This window comes from Chryseobacterium mucoviscidosis, assembly GCF_002177115.1.
GTDB classification, from domain to species: Bacteria; Bacteroidota; Bacteroidia; order Flavobacteriales; family Weeksellaceae; genus Chryseobacterium; species Chryseobacterium mucoviscidosis.
The window spans coordinates 77,265-93,790 of record NZ_MVAG01000105.1 but is presented as its reverse complement, the minus strand read 5'-3'; the positions used below and the strand labels follow the sequence as shown (position 1 = coordinate 93,790).

At 37.5% G+C, this 16,526-nt stretch carries 16 protein-coding genes and 1 riboswitch; of the genes, 3 read left to right on the top strand and 13 right to left on the bottom strand.

The window, feature by feature from the left end:
* Positions 1 to 236 precede the first annotated feature (236 nt).
* The 3 genes from B0E34_RS07385 to B0E34_RS07375 all read left to right on the top strand — a co-directional run bounded on the left by B0E34_RS07385 (position 237) and on the right by B0E34_RS07375 (position 5,400).
* Positions 237 to 2,507: an aconitate hydratase gene (locus tag B0E34_RS07385; RefSeq protein ID WP_076393711.1), complete on the top strand. Its 2,271-nt coding sequence runs from the start codon at positions 237 to 239 to the stop codon at positions 2,505 to 2,507.
* Positions 2,508 to 2,699: 192 nt separating this feature from the next.
* Entirely contained in the window at positions 2,700 to 3,113 is a 414-nt protein-coding gene (locus B0E34_RS07380; protein ID WP_123956569.1) for a hypothetical protein, read from the top strand.
* Between the two features lie 67 nt (positions 3,114 to 3,180).
* The gene (locus tag B0E34_RS07375) at positions 3,181 to 5,400 is read left to right on the top strand and encodes an outer membrane beta-barrel protein (RefSeq protein ID WP_087708272.1); all 2,220 of its coding nucleotides are present in this window, start codon (positions 3,181 to 3,183) and stop codon (positions 5,398 to 5,400) included.
* Positions 5,401 to 5,728: 328 nt separating this feature from the next.
* Here B0E34_RS07375 and B0E34_RS07370 read toward each other — a convergent pair whose 3' ends face one another.
* The 13 genes from B0E34_RS07370 to panB form a co-directional block, all read right to left on the bottom strand.
* Complete coding sequence (locus B0E34_RS07370; protein ID WP_087708270.1) at positions 5,729 to 6,439, bottom strand: HesA/MoeB/ThiF family protein; 711 nt, start codon at positions 6,437 to 6,439, stop codon at positions 5,729 to 5,731.
* 418 nt (positions 6,440 to 6,857) lie between these two features.
* Positions 6,858 to 7,976 carry a 2-iminoacetate synthase ThiH gene (gene thiH / locus B0E34_RS07365; RefSeq protein ID WP_087708268.1) on the bottom strand — a complete coding sequence of 373 codons (1,119 nt, stop codon included), beginning with the start codon at positions 7,974 to 7,976 and terminating at the stop codon, positions 6,858 to 6,860.
* Between the two features lie 11 nt (positions 7,977 to 7,987).
* On the bottom strand, positions 7,988 to 8,764 hold the full coding sequence (locus B0E34_RS07360; RefSeq protein WP_087708266.1) for a thiazole synthase: 777 nt from the start codon (positions 8,762 to 8,764) through the stop codon (positions 7,988 to 7,990).
* Positions 8,765 to 8,796: 32 nt separating this feature from the next.
* On the bottom strand, positions 8,797 to 9,417 hold the full coding sequence (locus tag B0E34_RS07355; RefSeq protein WP_087708264.1) for a thiamine phosphate synthase: 621 nt from the start codon (positions 9,415 to 9,417) through the stop codon (positions 8,797 to 8,799).
* Positions 9,418 to 9,543: 126 nt separating this feature from the next.
* Positions 9,544 to 10,287 (bottom strand): hydroxymethylpyrimidine/phosphomethylpyrimidine kinase, encoded by a 744-nt coding sequence (locus B0E34_RS07350; protein ID WP_087708262.1) that lies wholly within the window; start codon positions 10,285 to 10,287, stop codon positions 9,544 to 9,546.
* The gene (locus B0E34_RS07345) at positions 10,263 to 10,847 is read right to left on the bottom strand and encodes a thiamine phosphate synthase (RefSeq protein WP_087708260.1); all 585 of its coding nucleotides are present in this window, start codon (positions 10,845 to 10,847) and stop codon (positions 10,263 to 10,265) included. Before B0E34_RS07345 ends, B0E34_RS07350 begins: the two co-directional genes overlap by 25 nt.
* Positions 10,844 to 12,655 carry a phosphomethylpyrimidine synthase ThiC gene (gene thiC, locus B0E34_RS07340; RefSeq protein ID WP_087708258.1) on the bottom strand — a complete coding sequence of 604 codons (1,812 nt, stop codon included), beginning with the start codon at positions 12,653 to 12,655 and terminating at the stop codon, positions 10,844 to 10,846. The genes B0E34_RS07345 and thiC overlap by 4 nt, the downstream gene beginning before the upstream one ends.
* 12 nt (positions 12,656 to 12,667) lie before the next feature.
* The gene (gene thiS / locus B0E34_RS07335; protein ID WP_087708257.1) at positions 12,668 to 12,874 is read right to left on the bottom strand and encodes a sulfur carrier protein ThiS; all 207 of its coding nucleotides are present in this window, start codon (positions 12,872 to 12,874) and stop codon (positions 12,668 to 12,670) included.
* A gap of 57 nt (positions 12,875 to 12,931) precedes the next feature.
* Positions 12,932 to 13,032, bottom strand: a riboswitch (TPP riboswitch).
* 589 nt (positions 13,033 to 13,621) lie between these two features.
* Positions 13,622 to 13,999, bottom strand: coding sequence for a hypothetical protein (locus tag B0E34_RS07330; protein WP_087708255.1), 378 nt, complete (start codon positions 13,997 to 13,999; stop codon positions 13,622 to 13,624).
* Between the two features lie 14 nt (positions 14,000 to 14,013).
* Positions 14,014 to 14,601: a glycoside hydrolase family 19 protein gene (locus B0E34_RS07325; protein ID WP_087708253.1), complete on the bottom strand. Its 588-nt coding sequence runs from the start codon at positions 14,599 to 14,601 to the stop codon at positions 14,014 to 14,016.
* A gap of 98 nt (positions 14,602 to 14,699) precedes the next feature.
* The gene (locus B0E34_RS07320) at positions 14,700 to 15,377 is read right to left on the bottom strand and encodes an RluA family pseudouridine synthase (RefSeq protein WP_087708251.1); all 678 of its coding nucleotides are present in this window, start codon (positions 15,375 to 15,377) and stop codon (positions 14,700 to 14,702) included.
* A 3-nt stretch (positions 15,378 to 15,380) separates the two neighbouring features.
* Entirely contained in the window at positions 15,381 to 15,710 is a 330-nt protein-coding gene (locus B0E34_RS07315) for a hypothetical protein (protein WP_087708249.1), read from the bottom strand.
* Positions 15,710 to 16,525, bottom strand: a complete 816-nt coding sequence (gene panB, locus B0E34_RS07310; protein ID WP_076393737.1) for a 3-methyl-2-oxobutanoate hydroxymethyltransferase — start codon at positions 16,523 to 16,525, stop codon at positions 15,710 to 15,712. Before panB ends, B0E34_RS07315 begins: the two co-directional genes overlap by 1 nt.
* Between the last annotated feature and the right edge of the window lies 1 nt (position 16,526).

Genomic DNA, 16,526 nt, shown 5'->3' with positions numbered 1-16,526 from the left:
TCTTTCAATTTTTTATTTAGAATCTTTCCATTTAAAGATCTGCAAAAATTATTTTAACTTAGATCAATCACAAAAATTTTATTTTTTCTTAACTTGAAAGTTGGAAATTTCAGAATTATTTATCATTTTTTATCCTTTTTAAAAGCATACAGGAATAGAATTTGATAATTTAATGATGTTAATTTATTTAATAGCAAAGAGCAAATAATTAAAACAGAAGAAAAATAAATTCAGATATGACTTTTGATATTGATATGATCAAAAAAGTGTACGAGCGTTACCCGGAAAGAATTGCTGCGGCAAGAAAAGTAGTGGGAAAACCTCTTACCCTTTCAGAAAAAATCCTTTACACCCACCTTTGGGAAGGAAACGCAACACAGGCACACGAAAGAGGAAATTCTTATGTAGATTTCGCACCGGACAGAGTAGCGATGCAGGATGCAACGGCACAAATGGCGCTGCTGCAGTTTATGCAGGCAGGAAAAGCAAAAGTAGCTGTTCCTTCAACCGCTCACGCCGATCACCTTATTCAGGCAAGAGTAGGTGCAGAAGCAGATTTACAGGAGGGAATTAACAAAAACTCGGAAGTTTTCAATTTCCTGAGTTCGGTTTGTGATAAGTACGGAATCGGTTTCTGGAAACCGGGAGCCGGAATTATCCATCAGGTTGTACTGGAAAACTATGCTTTCCCGGGAGGAATGATGATCGGAACGGACTCTCATACCGTAAACGCAGGAGGTTTAGGAATGGTTGCCATCGGAGTTGGTGGTGCAGATGCTGTAGATGTAATGGCGGGAATGGCTTGGGAACTTAAAATGCCGAAATTAATCGGGGTAAAACTAACCGGCAAAATGTCGGGCTGGACTTCCGCAAAAGACGTGATCTTAAAAGTGGCAGGAATTCTTACAGTAAAAGGAGGAACAGGCTGTATCGTAGAATATTTCGGAGAAGGAGCACAATCTCTTTCAGCGACAGGTAAAGGAACCATCTGTAACATGGGAGCGGAAATCGGAGCAACGACTTCTACTTTCGGATATGATGATTCCATGAGAAGATATCTTTCGTCTACCGGAAGACAGGATGTTGTAGATGCTGCAGACCAGATCGCGGAACATTTAACAGGTGATCCTGAGGTATATGCAAATCCTGAGCAATATTTTGATCAGCTAATTGAAATTAATCTTTCTGAACTGACTCCTCACTTAAACGGACCTTTCACTCCGGATCTGGCTACGCCTGTTTCTGAATTCAGAGCAAAAGCAGAAGCCAACGGATGGCCACTTGAAGTAGAATGGGCACTGATTGGTTCTTGTACCAATTCGTCCTACGAAGATTTATCGAGAGCAGCTTCTATTGTGGAAGACGCCGTTGCTAAAGGAGTAAAACCAAAAGCTATTTTAGGAATTAATCCGGGTTCTGAGCAGGTGAAATTTACCGCAGAAAGAGACGGTTTCCTGAATTCATTCAGAAAATTTGAGAATGCTAGAATCTTTACAAACGCCTGCGGACCTTGTATCGGACAATGGGACAGAGAAGGTGCTGAAAAAGGAGAAAAGAATTCGATCATTCACTCTTTCAACAGAAACTTTGCAAAAAGAGCAGACGGAAATCCAAACACCCACGCTTTCGTAGCTTCTCCGGAAATGGTAGCTGCTGTGGCAATTTCGGGCAGACTGGATTTTAATCCGATTACCGATACTTTAACCAACGAAGCCGGAGAGCAGATTAAATTAGACGAACCTAAAGGTTTTGAATTACCGGAAAAAGGATTCGCTGTGGATGACAATGGTTATCAGGCGCCTTCTGAAGACGGATCTTCTGTTCAGGTAAATGTAAGCCCAACTTCAGACAGACTTCAGTTACTGGAAGAATTTCCGGCTTGGGACGGCAAAAATATTACAGGAGCAAGACTTTTAATAAAGGCTTTCGGAAAATGTACAACCGACCACATTTCTATGGCTGGACCATGGCTGAAATACAGAGGTCACCTTGATAATATTTCAAATAATATGTTGATCGGAGCAGTTAATGCGTTCAACATGGAAACCAATAAAGTTAAAAATCAGCTTACAGGAGAATACGGAGAAGTTCCTGCTGTACAGAGAGATTATAAAGCCGCAGGAATTCCATCCATCGTTGTGGGAGATCAAAACTACGGGGAAGGTTCTTCAAGAGAGCACGCAGCAATGGAACCGAGACATTTGGGTGTAAAAGCTGTTTTGGTAAAATCGTTTGCGAGAATTCATGAAACCAACCTGAAAAAACAGGGAATGTTGGGAATTACTTTTGCCAATGAAGCAGATTATGATAAAATTCTGGAAGATGATGTGATCAATTTCCTGGATCTTGATCAGTTTGCTCCGGGAAAACAACTGACTTTAGAATTTATCCATTCAGATGGAACGAAAGACATTGTGATGGCAAACCACACCTACAATGATCAGCAAATTGACTGGTTTAAGGCAGGTTCTGCTTTGAATCTGATCAAACAACAGGAGAAAAATTAATTGTTAGATTTAATTAATCATAAAAAAGCAACTTCAGATTGAAGTTGCTTTTTGTTTTATATTGATTTAGCTTATTTTTAGGCTTTAAAAACTAAGAGTAAAACTGAACTATGAAAAAACTTTTACTGCTTTTATCGTTTCTTCCTCTACTCTCTTTCGCGCAGGAAAACAACGAAGTAAAAATTAATGCCTTTGGAATTATTTAAATCAAGAATTGATATTGGATATGAACGAATTATCAACTACAATGCCGGAATAGGAAGTTATTTTATATACCAATGGAAAGAAAAATATACGGTTATGCCATATTATAGATTTTACACAGACAATGAAGGTATTGCAAAAAATTTTTTTATTGAAGCATTAGCTATTTACAACAGAAACAAATATTCTCCGCTTGAGGATAATGGTCAGACTTTAAATAATGAGAAATGGGGATCATCTTTAGGAATCGGAGCCGGAGTGGGAGAAAAATATGTATTTCTATCAAATCTCTTTGTGGAAGCTGGCCTGGAAGCCGGAATTGTTAAAAATTTATCTGCTTCAGACAGAGATCAGTACGGTGGATTATTCCGCCTCTTTATTTCCGCAGGATATAGATTTTAAATTTAAGTGAATAAAAATGTAACAAAAGTACTTTTTTCATTGTCTAATAGGATATCAGAAAGACATTATGAAAAAAGCAATTATTGCGTTATCACTTTTGGGCAGCATCTTTTCTTTTGCCCAGGAAAAAACGAATAACCAGGCAACCAAAGAAAAACAAATTGAAGGAGTAACCATCACCAAAACTAAAAAAGCCGTTGAACAAAAAGCTGACCGTACGATTTTCGATTTTTCGGAACAGCCGCAGCTTAATAACGGAAACGTTCTGGAAGGCATCAAAAAACTTCCCGGATTGGTTTCTACCGATATCGCAGGAATGATGTATCAGGGAAAAGTTCTGGATGTTTATTTGAACGGAAGACCTTTGAACATTACTTCCAATGAACTAAACTCTTTTCTTGAAGGAATGCCCGCCAATTCTGTAGACCGAATTGAAGTTATTACACAGCCCGGTGCAGAATTTCCTGCCACTTCCGGAGGCGCGATCATGAATATTATTACGAATAAGAATGCGAATAAATATTTAACGGCAACCTATTCAGGAAATTATTCTTTTACGAATTATGATAAATTCAGAAGCAGAACAAGCAACTCTCTGAATCTGAATGCGAGAAATAAAATTTTCGGATGGCAACTGAATGTCGGGCAGAATTACCGTGAAAGTATGCTGAACAGCAATCAGGACAATCTGATGTTAAGCAATACGGACAGAGTGGGAAGAGGATATTTTGCAAAATCTGGGCTTACTTTTGATCTCGGACAGGACAGATTGCTTTTAAATTATGATATTTACCATAATAAAAATGATAATTATACAGCCAGCAACGGGCTTGCAGATCTTCCGTATTATCTGAATCCAAATATTATCAGAGAAGGAAATTTTTCATCCTTTGATGCAGCTCACACCGATAATTTGAGACAGGAAGCTGTGGTAACCTATCAGAAACGTTTTACAGAAAAATCTCAGAAGCTGGATTTCCAGTTTGGTTTTACAAAATCCGACAGTAAATTTATTCAGGATAATATTTTTACAGATGTGGTTTATACCAATCCTGTTGAAAATAGTCCCAGAATTCCTTTTTCTAATAAACTGAACAACAAATCGGATATGGAAATCGCCAATTTTAAGGTAGATTATTCTCAGCCCTTAAAGATTTTGGACGGCGGAAAAGTAAGTTTAGGAGGATTGTATGAGCATCAGAATTTTGATACGGAAAGCAAAGGAATCACGAATTTAGAATACACCAGACAGACAACAGCAACTTATCTGGAGTTTCAGGCTAAGCTGAAAAAGTTTGATTTTATTTTGGGAACGCGTGCTGAAAATTATGATATTTCCGGTGTTACAAGATATTACAACAACAAAAATCTTATTGAGGCAGATCTTCTTCCTTTTAACAAGTTTAAATTGTTCCCGAACGCAAGTGTTCAGTACAATCTGATGAATCAGGTATACGTAGCAGCGAATTACAATAAAAAGATCAATTTGCCGAGTATTTCTGCCTTAAATCCTAACAACACCACATTTCAGGGACCGAATACGCAGGTAACGGGAAACCCGAATCTTCAGCCAACGATTTTTGATAATTATGAAATAAAAATTTCAGCTTTCGATTATGCATTTATCGGATACAGTGTAAGTTCAGCGAAAAATCAGGTAGCGCAGATCATCAGAAAAGACGGAAAAAATCTGTTCAACGAGCAGATTAATATTTCTGAAATGAAAATCCACAATTTCAATGTCGGATTACCGGTTCCTTTCATGATTTTCAGCAAACCGCTGAGCGAAATTATGAAGTTTAATTTCAATCCGGATAAGATCAACTTCATGTACATTTACGCAGGTTATCAGAAGCATGACATTGACAATCTGAACAATAAAGGATTCTGGATTCTGAATCTGATGACGCAGATCATTTTACCGAAAGAGATCAAATTAACCGCAAATTACAGTTATCTCACTCCAAAAGCAGGGTATTTTTATTTCACCGCAGAAAAACCATTCAACAATTCTGTGGATCTTACGCTTACGAAGAAATTTATGGACAATCGTTTGACGGTTTCTGTTTTTGCCAATGATATTTTCAACGGACAATTGATGCAGGTTCGCTCCAATCCGCCTTCCGGAGAAACAGTTATGCTGAGAACGAAATACGACTCAAGAAATTTCGGATTATCGGTTAATTACAAAATCCCGACGAAGAACAAATTGGCAAAAGAAGATGCAAACATCCTGAATCAGACGAAGAAAGATGAAAATAGCGGTGTGATGCAGCAGGGACAGTAGTTTTTAGTTTAAACACAAATCGCACGAATTTTTTGCACAAATTTCACGAATAATTTTGATTTATAATGATTAAGCAAAATTGAAACTAATAAGTATTTATTTTATCAATAGGAGCGGACTTTAGTCCGCTTTTTTTACACCCCAAAGGAAGGCTTTAGCCAAAACTTAAAAAATTTGTGCGATTTGTGCAAAAACATTTGTGTCATTAGTGTTTAATCGATACGAGCGGACTTTAGTCCTCTTTTTTATGTCCACAAAGAAAGGCTTTAGCCAAAACTTAGAATATTTGTGTGATTTGTGCAAAAAATTCGTGCGATTTGTGTTTAAACTAAAAATCAATAGTCTGAAAACGCCAATTCAACGTATCAATCAACGTTAAATGATTCAACGGCAATGGTAAATCTGTAATAATTTTCAAAGCTAAATTCGCCATCATGCTTCCAACAATTCCGGGCAACGCTCCCAAAACGCCTAAACTGTCGCAATCTGGAAACTGTTCATCAAAAGACGGTTCCGGAAAAATATCTCTTAAATTTTTACTGCCATTATAATTAAAAATCGCAACCTGCCCAGAAAAACCAAGAATGCTTCCATAAACCAAAGGCTTTTTGAATTGTACACAGGTATCATTAACTAAATATCTCGTTTTAAAATTATCGGAACCATCAATAATGATATCAAATCCGGAAATCAATTCTTCGGCTTTTGATTCATCTATTTTTTGTTCAATTCCAATAAATTTAATTTGATGATTTAAGTTTCTGACAAATATTCCGGCGCTTTTTATTTTAGAAATTCCAACCGTTTTTTCATTGTGAATAATTTGTCGGTTTAAATTATGGAGTTCCACCTCATCAAAATCCACGACACCCAAAGTTCCTACTCCCGCTGCAGCCAAATATTGGATAACGGGACTTCCCAAACCTCCGGCTCCAATCACCAAAACTTTAGAATTCATTATTTTTCTTTGACCTTCCAATCCGATTTCTTCTATGAAAATCTGTCGGCTGTATCGAGCAAAAATGTCTTCTTTTTTCATTACAATTTTTATTTTTTAACAACCTGTTGTGCATATTGGAAAGTAATTTTAACCCATTAATTGTTAAATATATTTACTTTTTGTTTTACTTTTATAAATGAAATGCCTTTGTTTATCTTTCATTAAAGATTGCTTTATTTTAAAAAACTTTGTTTATCCTTGTGATAAAATTTAAACGCTAAGAAAGACAAAGAGTAGATTTTAATTGCCTGAAACGAAGATAAACAAAGGCGTTTCACTTAATTTAGAAATACAAAGGTTCAAAATGCACAATTGTTTTTTTAACCATTAAGATCTATTTATGGAATGAAGTTTAGTTAAGGCAATATTTAAATATTTTAAGAATATCTCATCCTTTTATTTTCCTGCAAAAAGCTTAATTTTTCTAGACTTCTCAAATAAACCTTAATGGTTCAAATTAAATTCCGCTATAAATCACATCCCAGTCTTTCATTACCGGATCGTAGCCTGCTTTTTTAATGATATTTTTGATTTCCTCCATGCTTCTTTCATCGCTGGTTTCGAATTGTTCTAACGACTCTTTATCAACCGCATAACCTCCCGGATTGGTCTTGGAAGCAGCACTCATTGCTGTTGCGCCCAATGAAATAATGTTATTTCTGAATTTTTTATTTTCCCTTGTGGAAATAGAAATCTCCAAATCTTCATTCCAGATTCTGTAGGCGCAGATGAGCTGTAATAAATCTTTATCGGACATAATGAAATTCGGTTCAATAATTCCTTCCGCCGGTCGGAGGCGCGGAAATGAAACTGAATATCGGCTTTTCCAGTATTGCTTCTGAAGATAATCGATGTGTAAGGCATTGAAAAAACTGTCCACCCGCCAATCTTCCAACCCCAATAAAACGCCGAGTCCTGTTTTATGAATTCCTGCTTTTCCAATTCTGTCGGGTGTTTCCAGACGAAATTCGAAATTCGACTTTTTCCCTTTCGGATGATATTCTTTATAAACTTCCTGATGATAGGTTTCCTGATAAACCAAAACTGCATGTACTCCTGCTTCATGAACCCGTCGGTATTCTTCTTCAGATAAAGGCTGAACTTCAATGGAGATATTCGCAAAATGAGGTTTCAAAAGCTGTATGGCATTCAGAAAATAATCGATTCCGACCGTCTTATTGGCTTCACCGCTTACCAGCAAAACATGATTCACGCCCATTGATTTTAAAACGGAGGCTTCAATCAGAATTTCGGTGTCAGAAAGTGTTTTTCTCTTAATGGAATTATCCAGACTGAAACCACAGTAGGTACAGATATTCTGACATTCATTGCTAAGATACAACGGCGCATACAACTGAATGGTTTTTCCGAAACGCTTTTGGGTAAGCTGTTGAGCCATTTTTGCCATTATTTCCAGTTTTTGAGCCGCAACCGGCGACAGAAAATTCAAAAAATCGTCTATGGTTTTATTCTTTTTATGAAGACTTTTTTCAACATCGGTTAACGTTACTTTTTCAAGTTTCGTTTTTACCTCATCCCATTGGTAATTTTCAAAAAAATCTTTAAAACTCTTCACTATATTTAATTTTAATCAAATAAAAAGGCAGTCAGCGGACTTGATGCTTCTGCGTGATGTGAAATTGCGCCCAAACCGGATTCAAAAGCTCTTCTTCCGGCAATCACACCCTCTTTAAAAGCCAATGCCATATTTACCGGATTCTGTGCCACTGCAATTGCCGTATTTACCAAAACTGCATCGGCTCCCATTTCCATTGCTTTTGCTGCATCCGAAGGCGCACCAATTCCCGCATCCACAACTACAGGAACGTTACTTTGAGCGATAATGATTTCCAGAAAATCCAGTGTTTTTAATCCTTTATTGGTTCCGATTGGGGCTCCTAAAGGCATGACAACGGCTGTTCCTGCATCTTCGAGACGTTTGCACAGGACAGGATCTGCATGAATATAAGGCATCACGACAAACCCTAATTTTGCCAGTTCCTCTGTTGCATACAATGTTTCAATAGGATCGGGTAACAGATATTTCGGATCGGGATGGATTTCCAGTTTTACCCAGTTGGTTTCCAGTGCTTCTCTTGCCAACTGTGCCGCCAACACGGCTTCTTTGGCAGTTCTTGCTCCTGAAGTATTGGGTAAAAGGTGAGATTTTGTCGGTTTTAATGCGCTTAAAATATCGTCTTCCGAAGAATGAGCATCAATTCTTTTCAAAGCCATGGTTACTAATTCGCTTTCTGAGGCGATGATAGAGTCCGTCATTTCCGACAGGCTTCCGAATTTCCCTGTTCCTAAAAACAATCGCGATTCAAAGATTCTGTCGGCTATTTTTAAAGGTTGTTTTTTCATATTTACTTTTTACTTTAAGATGTTTAAAAGATTTAACTCAATTCTAAAATGTTTCTGAATTCATTAATTACAGAAGGCTGACTGGTAATCTGCCCCGAAACAGCAACACCATAAATTCCGATTTCCCGTAACTGTTTGATATCCTCCAAAACCACTCCGCCGATGGCAAAAATTTTTGGAATCTCAATAGATTTTTCTTTTAAACTATTGATGATTTCATGATAACCTTCAAATCCTAATATTGGACTTAATTGTTCTTTGGTAGAAGTAAATCTCAACGGACCTAAACCGATGTAATCACAATGCTTTACAATTCTCTGAAGAATATCTGAAAAAGTATTGGCAGTTCCTCCGATGATTTTATTTTCTCCCAAAATGTATCTCGCCTTTTCTACTGACATATCTTTCAGTCCCAGATGAACTCCATCCGCATCAACTTCTTTTGCAACCTGAACATGATCGTTAATGATACAAACAGCCTGATAATCTGCACATAACTTTTTTGAAATTTCACAGAGTCTGATAAAATCTTTTTTGGGTGTATTTTTCCAGCGAACCTGAATCCATTTTGCGCCATAATCAAGAGCTTTTCGGATGTTCTTTTCCTGAACTTCTAAAGATGAACCTTGAGAGATGTATTGTAATTTTTCCATTTTCTTTTTAATGTAATTTTCTTTTCAGCGCGAAGACGCAAGGTTAGTTTTAAAAATCTTCTGCATATTTTTCGTTCGCAACGGCATTTCATTCAGCAAATGATAGAGATTTTTAACGATACATTTTTAAGAATGAAAGCCTAATAAAGTAGGATTGCTTGTTAAAAATTTTTCGATATACAGTTTTCCTTTTCGGCAGGCATTTTCCAAATTTTCTCCTTTTGCTAAATGACTTGCAATTGCGGAAGAAAGTACGCAGCCTGAACCGTGTTTCGGGTAAAATACAGAAGTTGTATTGTTGGGTTCGATTGAAATTTTTTTCCCATTTTCCCATAAAATATCTGTCCCGATTTCATCTTCCCGATGTCCGCCTTTTATTAATACAGAACATCCATTTTCTGATGGTTCAAAAAGACGATTTTCTTTCAAAACGTTGTATTCATTATAGTTAGGTGTGATTAAATCTATTTTTTGTAAAATATTTTTAAGCTCGGAAATGGTATTCAAATCAAAAAAGGAAAATTCCGATGTGCTTTTTAAAACCGGATCCCAGACAATTTTTACTTCAGAATTAATGGATTTTATTTTTTTCGTAATCTGGTCTAAAAATTCCGCATCTTTTACCACTCCGATTTTCACCGCTTCAACTTTATACTTTTTCATTAAAACATTAATAGCTGATAAAATTTCATCGATCTGCTGCCATTGAAGCGTATAAAACTCGGACTCGGTTTGTAAAGTCATTGCTGTACAGACAGCCAATCCCTGAACTTTTAACTGTTCAAATGTTTTAATATCTGCCAATACACCGGCTCCTCCGCTTGGATCGAAGCCGGCAATGCTCATTACGAAAGGACGTTCTTCCTGCATTTTCTGAAAATATCTAAAGGATTATTACTTTCCCAAATTGCTCCCAACAAAGCCACTCCGTCTACTCTACTGTTGAAAACTCCACTAACATTGTTTTCATGAATCCCTCCCAAAGCAATCAGTTTTACGTTTGAATGATTTCGTTTTTTAATCTCATTCAATATATTCGAATTTTCTCCGTATCCTTTTTTTGAAATACTCGGAAACACCGGACTGATAAAAGCATATTCCCAATCGTCACTTAACTCATTAAAAGTCTCAATATCATGAACAGAAGTTGAAATCCTTTTATCTGTGAAAGATTTATACAATTCATTCTGTCTGTCGGTTTCTCTGAAATGAAATCTTGAAATATTAAAACGTTCAGCCAAATCGTAATGACTGTGCAAAACCAATTGGTGATGAAATTCAGAATGTATGTTTTGGATAAAATCCGTCATTTCTTCTGAATGGATAAAAGGTTTTCTGATATGAAGCAAATCCAATCCTTCCTGAAATAATGCATTGATGATTTCAGTTTCATTCTGAACCAATTCTTCAGGAGTGATAACGATGATCATATATAGATTTCCTTTCCTTTTTCGATGAATTCCTGCGATTTATCCAGCATTCCCTGTTCGGCAGATTCCCGAATTTCCTGGGTAATTTTCATGGAACAGAATTTAGGTCCGCACATCGAACAAAAATGGGCTACTTTTGCTCCGTCTGCCGGAAGTGTTTCATCGTGATAAGATCTCGCGGTTTCAGGATCCAAAGAAAGATTGAACTGATCTTCCCACCGGAATTCGAATCTGGCTTTGCTCAACGCATTGTCTCTATATTGTGCTCCGGGATGTCCTTTTGCCAGATCTGCAGCATGTGCCGCCAGTTTGTAGGTAATCACTCCCACTTTTACATCTTCTTTGTTAGGAAGTCCCAAATGTTCTTTTGGTGTCACGTAGCACAACATGGCACAGCCAAACCAACCAATCATTGCCGCACCGATTCCTGAAGTGATGTGGTCGTAACCCGGTGCAATATCTGTTGTTAAAGGTCCTAAAGTGTAAAACGGAGCTTCATCACAAACTTCCAACTGCTTCTCCATATTTTCTTTAATCATATGCATCGGGACGTGACCGGGACCTTCGATCATCACCTGAACATTATGTTTCCATGCGATTTTCGTTAATTCTCCTAAAGTTTCAAGCTCTGCAAACTGCGCTTCATCGTTGGCATCGGCAATTGAACCGGGACGAAGACCATCACCCAACGAAAAGGCAACGTCATATTTTTTCATGATTTCGCAGATTTCCTCGAAGTGAGTGTACAAAAAGTTTTCTTTGTGATGAAATAAGCACCATTTTGCCATAATTGAACCTCCTCTGGAAACAATTCCTGTCACCCGCTTTGCTGTTAAATGAATATATCTCAGTAGAACTCCTGCGTGGATTGTGAAGTAAGAAACGCCCTGTTCTGCCTGTTCGATCAAGGTATCTTTAAAAATCTCCCACGTTAAATCTTCTGCAACGCCTTTTACTTTTTCCAATGCCTGATAAATCGGAACGGTACCAATGGGAACCGGACTGTTTCTTATGATCCACTCTCTGGTTTCGTGGATGTTTTTCCCGGTTGATAAGTCCATGATGGTGTCTGCGCCCCATCGACAAGCCCAGACTGCTTTTTCCACTTCTTCTTCAATGCTTGATGAAACGGCACTGTTTCCAATATTCGCATTAATTTTAACTAAAAAATTCCGCCCGATAATCATCGGTTCGCTTTCTGGATGATTGATGTTGTTGGGAATGATGGCTCTTCCTGCTGCAATTTCGTCTCTTACAAATTCAGGCGTGATTTTATTTTTCGGCGTTTTTGCACCGAAACTGTTTCCCGGATGTTGGAAAGCCATGTCTTTTGAAACGGAATCCAACTGCTCAATTCTCTGGTTTTCCCTGATGGCAATATATTCCATTTCAGGAGTGATGATGCCCTGTTTTGCGTAATACAACTGGGTGACTTCTTTTCCTTCTTTGGCTACTTTAGGTTTATGATTATATGAAAAGCGCAGTTGATCTAATTTTGAATCTGCAAGGCGGGCTTTTCCGTACTCTGACGTAATTCCGTCCAGAATTTCTACGTCATTCCTGTTTAAAATCCATTGCTCGCGGATTCTTGGGAGTCCTTTTTCTATATTGATTTCAAAATTTTCGTCGGTGTAAGGTCCTGATGTATCATAAATGGTAACAGGAGGATTTTCATCCATTTTTCCGTTGCTGAGTTTTGTCGGACTAAGCTGGATTTCGCGCATCGCTACATGGATCGGGTGAATTTTCCCTTCAACATAGATTTTTTTTGAGTTCGGAAATGGTGAACGTGTGATGTTATGAGCCATAAAAATATTTTTTTAACCACCCTGAGTGGCTGTGATAATTAAAACTGAATCTTTATCGTTGAGGAATGTTTCCGCCCAGAATGACTGCGGAATAATACGGTTGTTGAGTGCTACAGCAATTCCTTTTTTCTTTTCAGGTAATTCCATAGCAAGAAGCGCTTCCAGATTTTCGGGAAGTTTTTTGAACTTTTTTGTCGTGTGATTGATTGTGAGCTCCATTCCTAAATTTTTAAAAACACTTTAGGAATGCCCATTATTGTACAGTAGAATGTACAGCAAAGTCATCTCACTTTTCCCTACGCTAGTATGATCTAGAAATCAGGTTCAAAGGGTAAATTCTCAGCCCGTCTTTTCAACGGACACCCCTAAAGTATGGGACGAAGTTAGACATTTTTTTGAAATGGGCAAAATTTTTTGTGAAGGAGGAAAGTCTGAAGTTTTTGATTTTGCTAATGATAAAGAGATTTTTGATTCCAACGCAAAGAGCTCTTATTCAGGATTCTTAGTTTAGTAAGCAGAGGCAAATAAATTTGCGGCGCGAAGCTTTAAAATATTCTTTTTTGGATTGATTTTTAATTTTATATCTCTCGCTGATTTTGCGGATGATGCAGATGTTTTATTTAAACGCAAAGAATTCTTATTCAGGATCCTTAGTTTAGTAAGCAGAGGCAAATATATTTGCTGCGCAAAGCGTGAAAATATATTTTTATGAACCGATTTTTAATTTTATATCTCGCTGATTTTGCAGATGTTTTTTGATTTAATGCAAATACTGAAAACAAATGACCGCAATTTAGCCCCGATTGAGCGGCGTGTCTGAGCTATTTTCTGGATTTCGGCGGTGGCGAAGCCACCGCCGAAATCCAGAAAAAGCGAGTAGCGAAAGCGGGAAACAGCTTCTAAAAAACAAAAAAAAGACTATCTTATGTTCAGGATAGTCTTTTAAGGGATCGCATTTTTAGAGAATTAACACCCACACATTCCTTTTTTAGAATAGAGATAGGCTTTTTTCTTGTAAATAATTTTTATTGAATAGACTTTATTTTCAATGCAGGATTCTCCATCCTTTACCGACTTGGTTTCGCGGATGTAAATTTTATAGATTTTGTTTCCAAAGGCTTCGGGATATTCTTTTGTTCCTTTGATGGAAGGAAAAATTTCATCTTTTCCGTTAAGATTAAATAAAGCGCCTTCGTCTTCGGATAAATTGGCAACCGGATTATTTTTTCCGTCGATATAACAACCTGCATGCATTTTGGGATCTTTCAGATCATAAAGAACAGGTTTTTGGGCAGAGAAGTTATTGATTAAAAGAAAAATGACTAAGAATAATAGATTTTTCATAGCAATTGTTTTAATTAAAGGAAATAACTTAACCCTGCTTTATAACGGTTCAGTCTGTCGGGCAAGCCGTTGTACCCTCCGTTAATGGCTTTTGTGATTTTTTTGAAAACAACCAGATTATTTCCGGTATCAATGCTTTTGGTAATGTCAATCTGATCTGCCAAAGCATTCAATTTTCTGCTGTTCCAGAACCAACCCGCACTTTCTGCTGCGTTTTTGAGTTGGACAGCATTACATTTCGTAACATTTTTACCTCCTAAAAATGTAGGATTTGTTACAAAATCAGTTCCTAAAGCCAATGAAACGGCTTTATAATTGGCTCTTCCGGTAATCTGAATGAGCCCTCTTCCTTTAAATTTTACCCCATCTCCTTTCTGGGTATTTCCTAAATCTGCTCTCCCTTCATAAGCGCTTCCACTCGCGAGTTCTTCGGTGTAAAATAATCCACCGCTTTCGTGACCGACCTGTGCAAGAAAGTTAAGCATTCGTGAAGGCGTGTTGATGGAAAATTTATCACATGTTACTGTAACGTACGGTAAGAATTGCGAAGCATATGCAGTTTTTGAGCAGGTAGCTTCTTTAAGTTGTCCCAATGTAAGCATGATTATTGTTCTTTAGATTGATAGTGTAAAACTATTTCTAAAAAACAATAATCATTACAGTAAAATCCCTGTTTTTGGGTAAGTGTTTTTACGGAAATTTATTCTTCGCAGGCTCTCCAAATGGCATCATTTTGCGGAACAGGAGCCGTAATTTCTATTTTTTCCTTTGTAACAGGATGAATGAACTCGAGTTTTCTGGCGTGAAGGTTAATTCCACCATCTGTATTGGAACGCGGCGAACCGTATTTCAGATCGCCTTTAATGGGAACTCCAGTTTTTGACAACTGCGCCCTGATCTGGTGATGTCTTCCTGTTTCAAGATCAATTTCAAGAAGAAGATAATTGTCTAACGTTTTAATTACATTGTACGTAAGAATAGCTTCTTTTGCTCCTTCGGTTGCTTTTGGAAAAACAATGGCTTTGTTATTCTTTTCGTTTTTCTTTAAATAGTGAACCAATCTCTGCGTTTTGGGAATCATCTCTTTTGCGACAACTGCCCAATATGTTTTTTTTACTTCATGGTTTTTCACCATCTGCGTGAGACGGGAAAGTGCTTTGGAAGTTTTAGCATAAATAACAAGACCTGAAGTCGGCCTGTCAATACGATGAACCAAACCGAGAAACACATTTCCCGGTTTGTCATCTCTTTTTTTTATAAAATCTTTAATTAATTCCAGTAAAGAATCATCGCCGGTTTTGTCGCCCTGTACAAGCTGTCCGACTTTTTTATTGATTACGAGAAGATGGTTGTCTTCATAAACAATCTGTTCTTCCATGTTCTACTGACGGTAATTGGATCTGTTGGCAAAAGAAATAATTACCCCTGCCAAAAGACCGATGGTTTTCATTCCTGTAAGATTCGATTCGTAAGGTAAAAATGCGCCAATAATGCACAGTGCTGCAGCGGCATACATCGGATAAACAAATTTCCTGTTCAGCAATAAAGGAGCCTGTAAAATGAAGCTCACTCCTACGATGATGTAAAATATTCTCTTTGAAAGAAGTTCGTTAATATCGGGAGAAAAAAGATTAAACCATCCCACCGCAAGACAAATTACGGCTAAAATGGAAATAACCCCCTGAATAGTCTGAAGTTTTTGGCGATCCATTAATAGCTTTCGTTTTGGTTAGGAAATTCCTGAGTTTTCACATCTTTCACGTATTGCGCAACTGCTCCGGTGATTTCTGTATACAAATCCAGATATCTTCTTAAAAATTTTGGGCTGAAGCCTTTGTTCATTCCCACCATATCATGGTACACCAAAACCTGTCCGTCGCAATGCGCTCCAGCTCCGATTCCGATGGTTGGAATAGAAATAGATTCGGTTACTTTTTTAGCTAAATCTGCCGGTATTTTTTCCAAAACCACAGCAAAACACCCCAATTCTTCCAAAAGCTGCGCATCAGCAATTAATTTTTCTGCTTCTGCCTCTTCTTTGGCTCTTACTTTATATGTTCCGAATTTATAGATCGATTGTGGTGTTAATCCCAAATGTCCCATTACAGGAATTCCTGCGTTGATAATTTTTTTAATTGATTTTGAAATTTCTTTCCCGCCTTCAATTTTCACTGCATGAGCTCCTCCTTCTTTCATCATTCTTACGGCGGATTCCAAAGCTTTTTCGGGATTACTCTGATACGTTCCGAAAGGTAAATCGGCAACTACCAAAGCTCTGTCGGTTCCTCTGACTACACTTTGAGAATGGTAAATCATCTGATCCAGAGTAATTGGCAATGTGGTTTCAAAACCCGCCATTACGTTTGCCGCAGAATCTCCGATCAAAACCGCATCAATTCCTCCCGCATCCACCATTTTCGCAGTGGTATAATCGTATGCCGTAAGCATCGTTATTTTTTCCTTGTCGAATTTCATTTTACGCAAGGTTTCAGTTGTAACTTTTTTAATTTCAGAATGAACAGACATA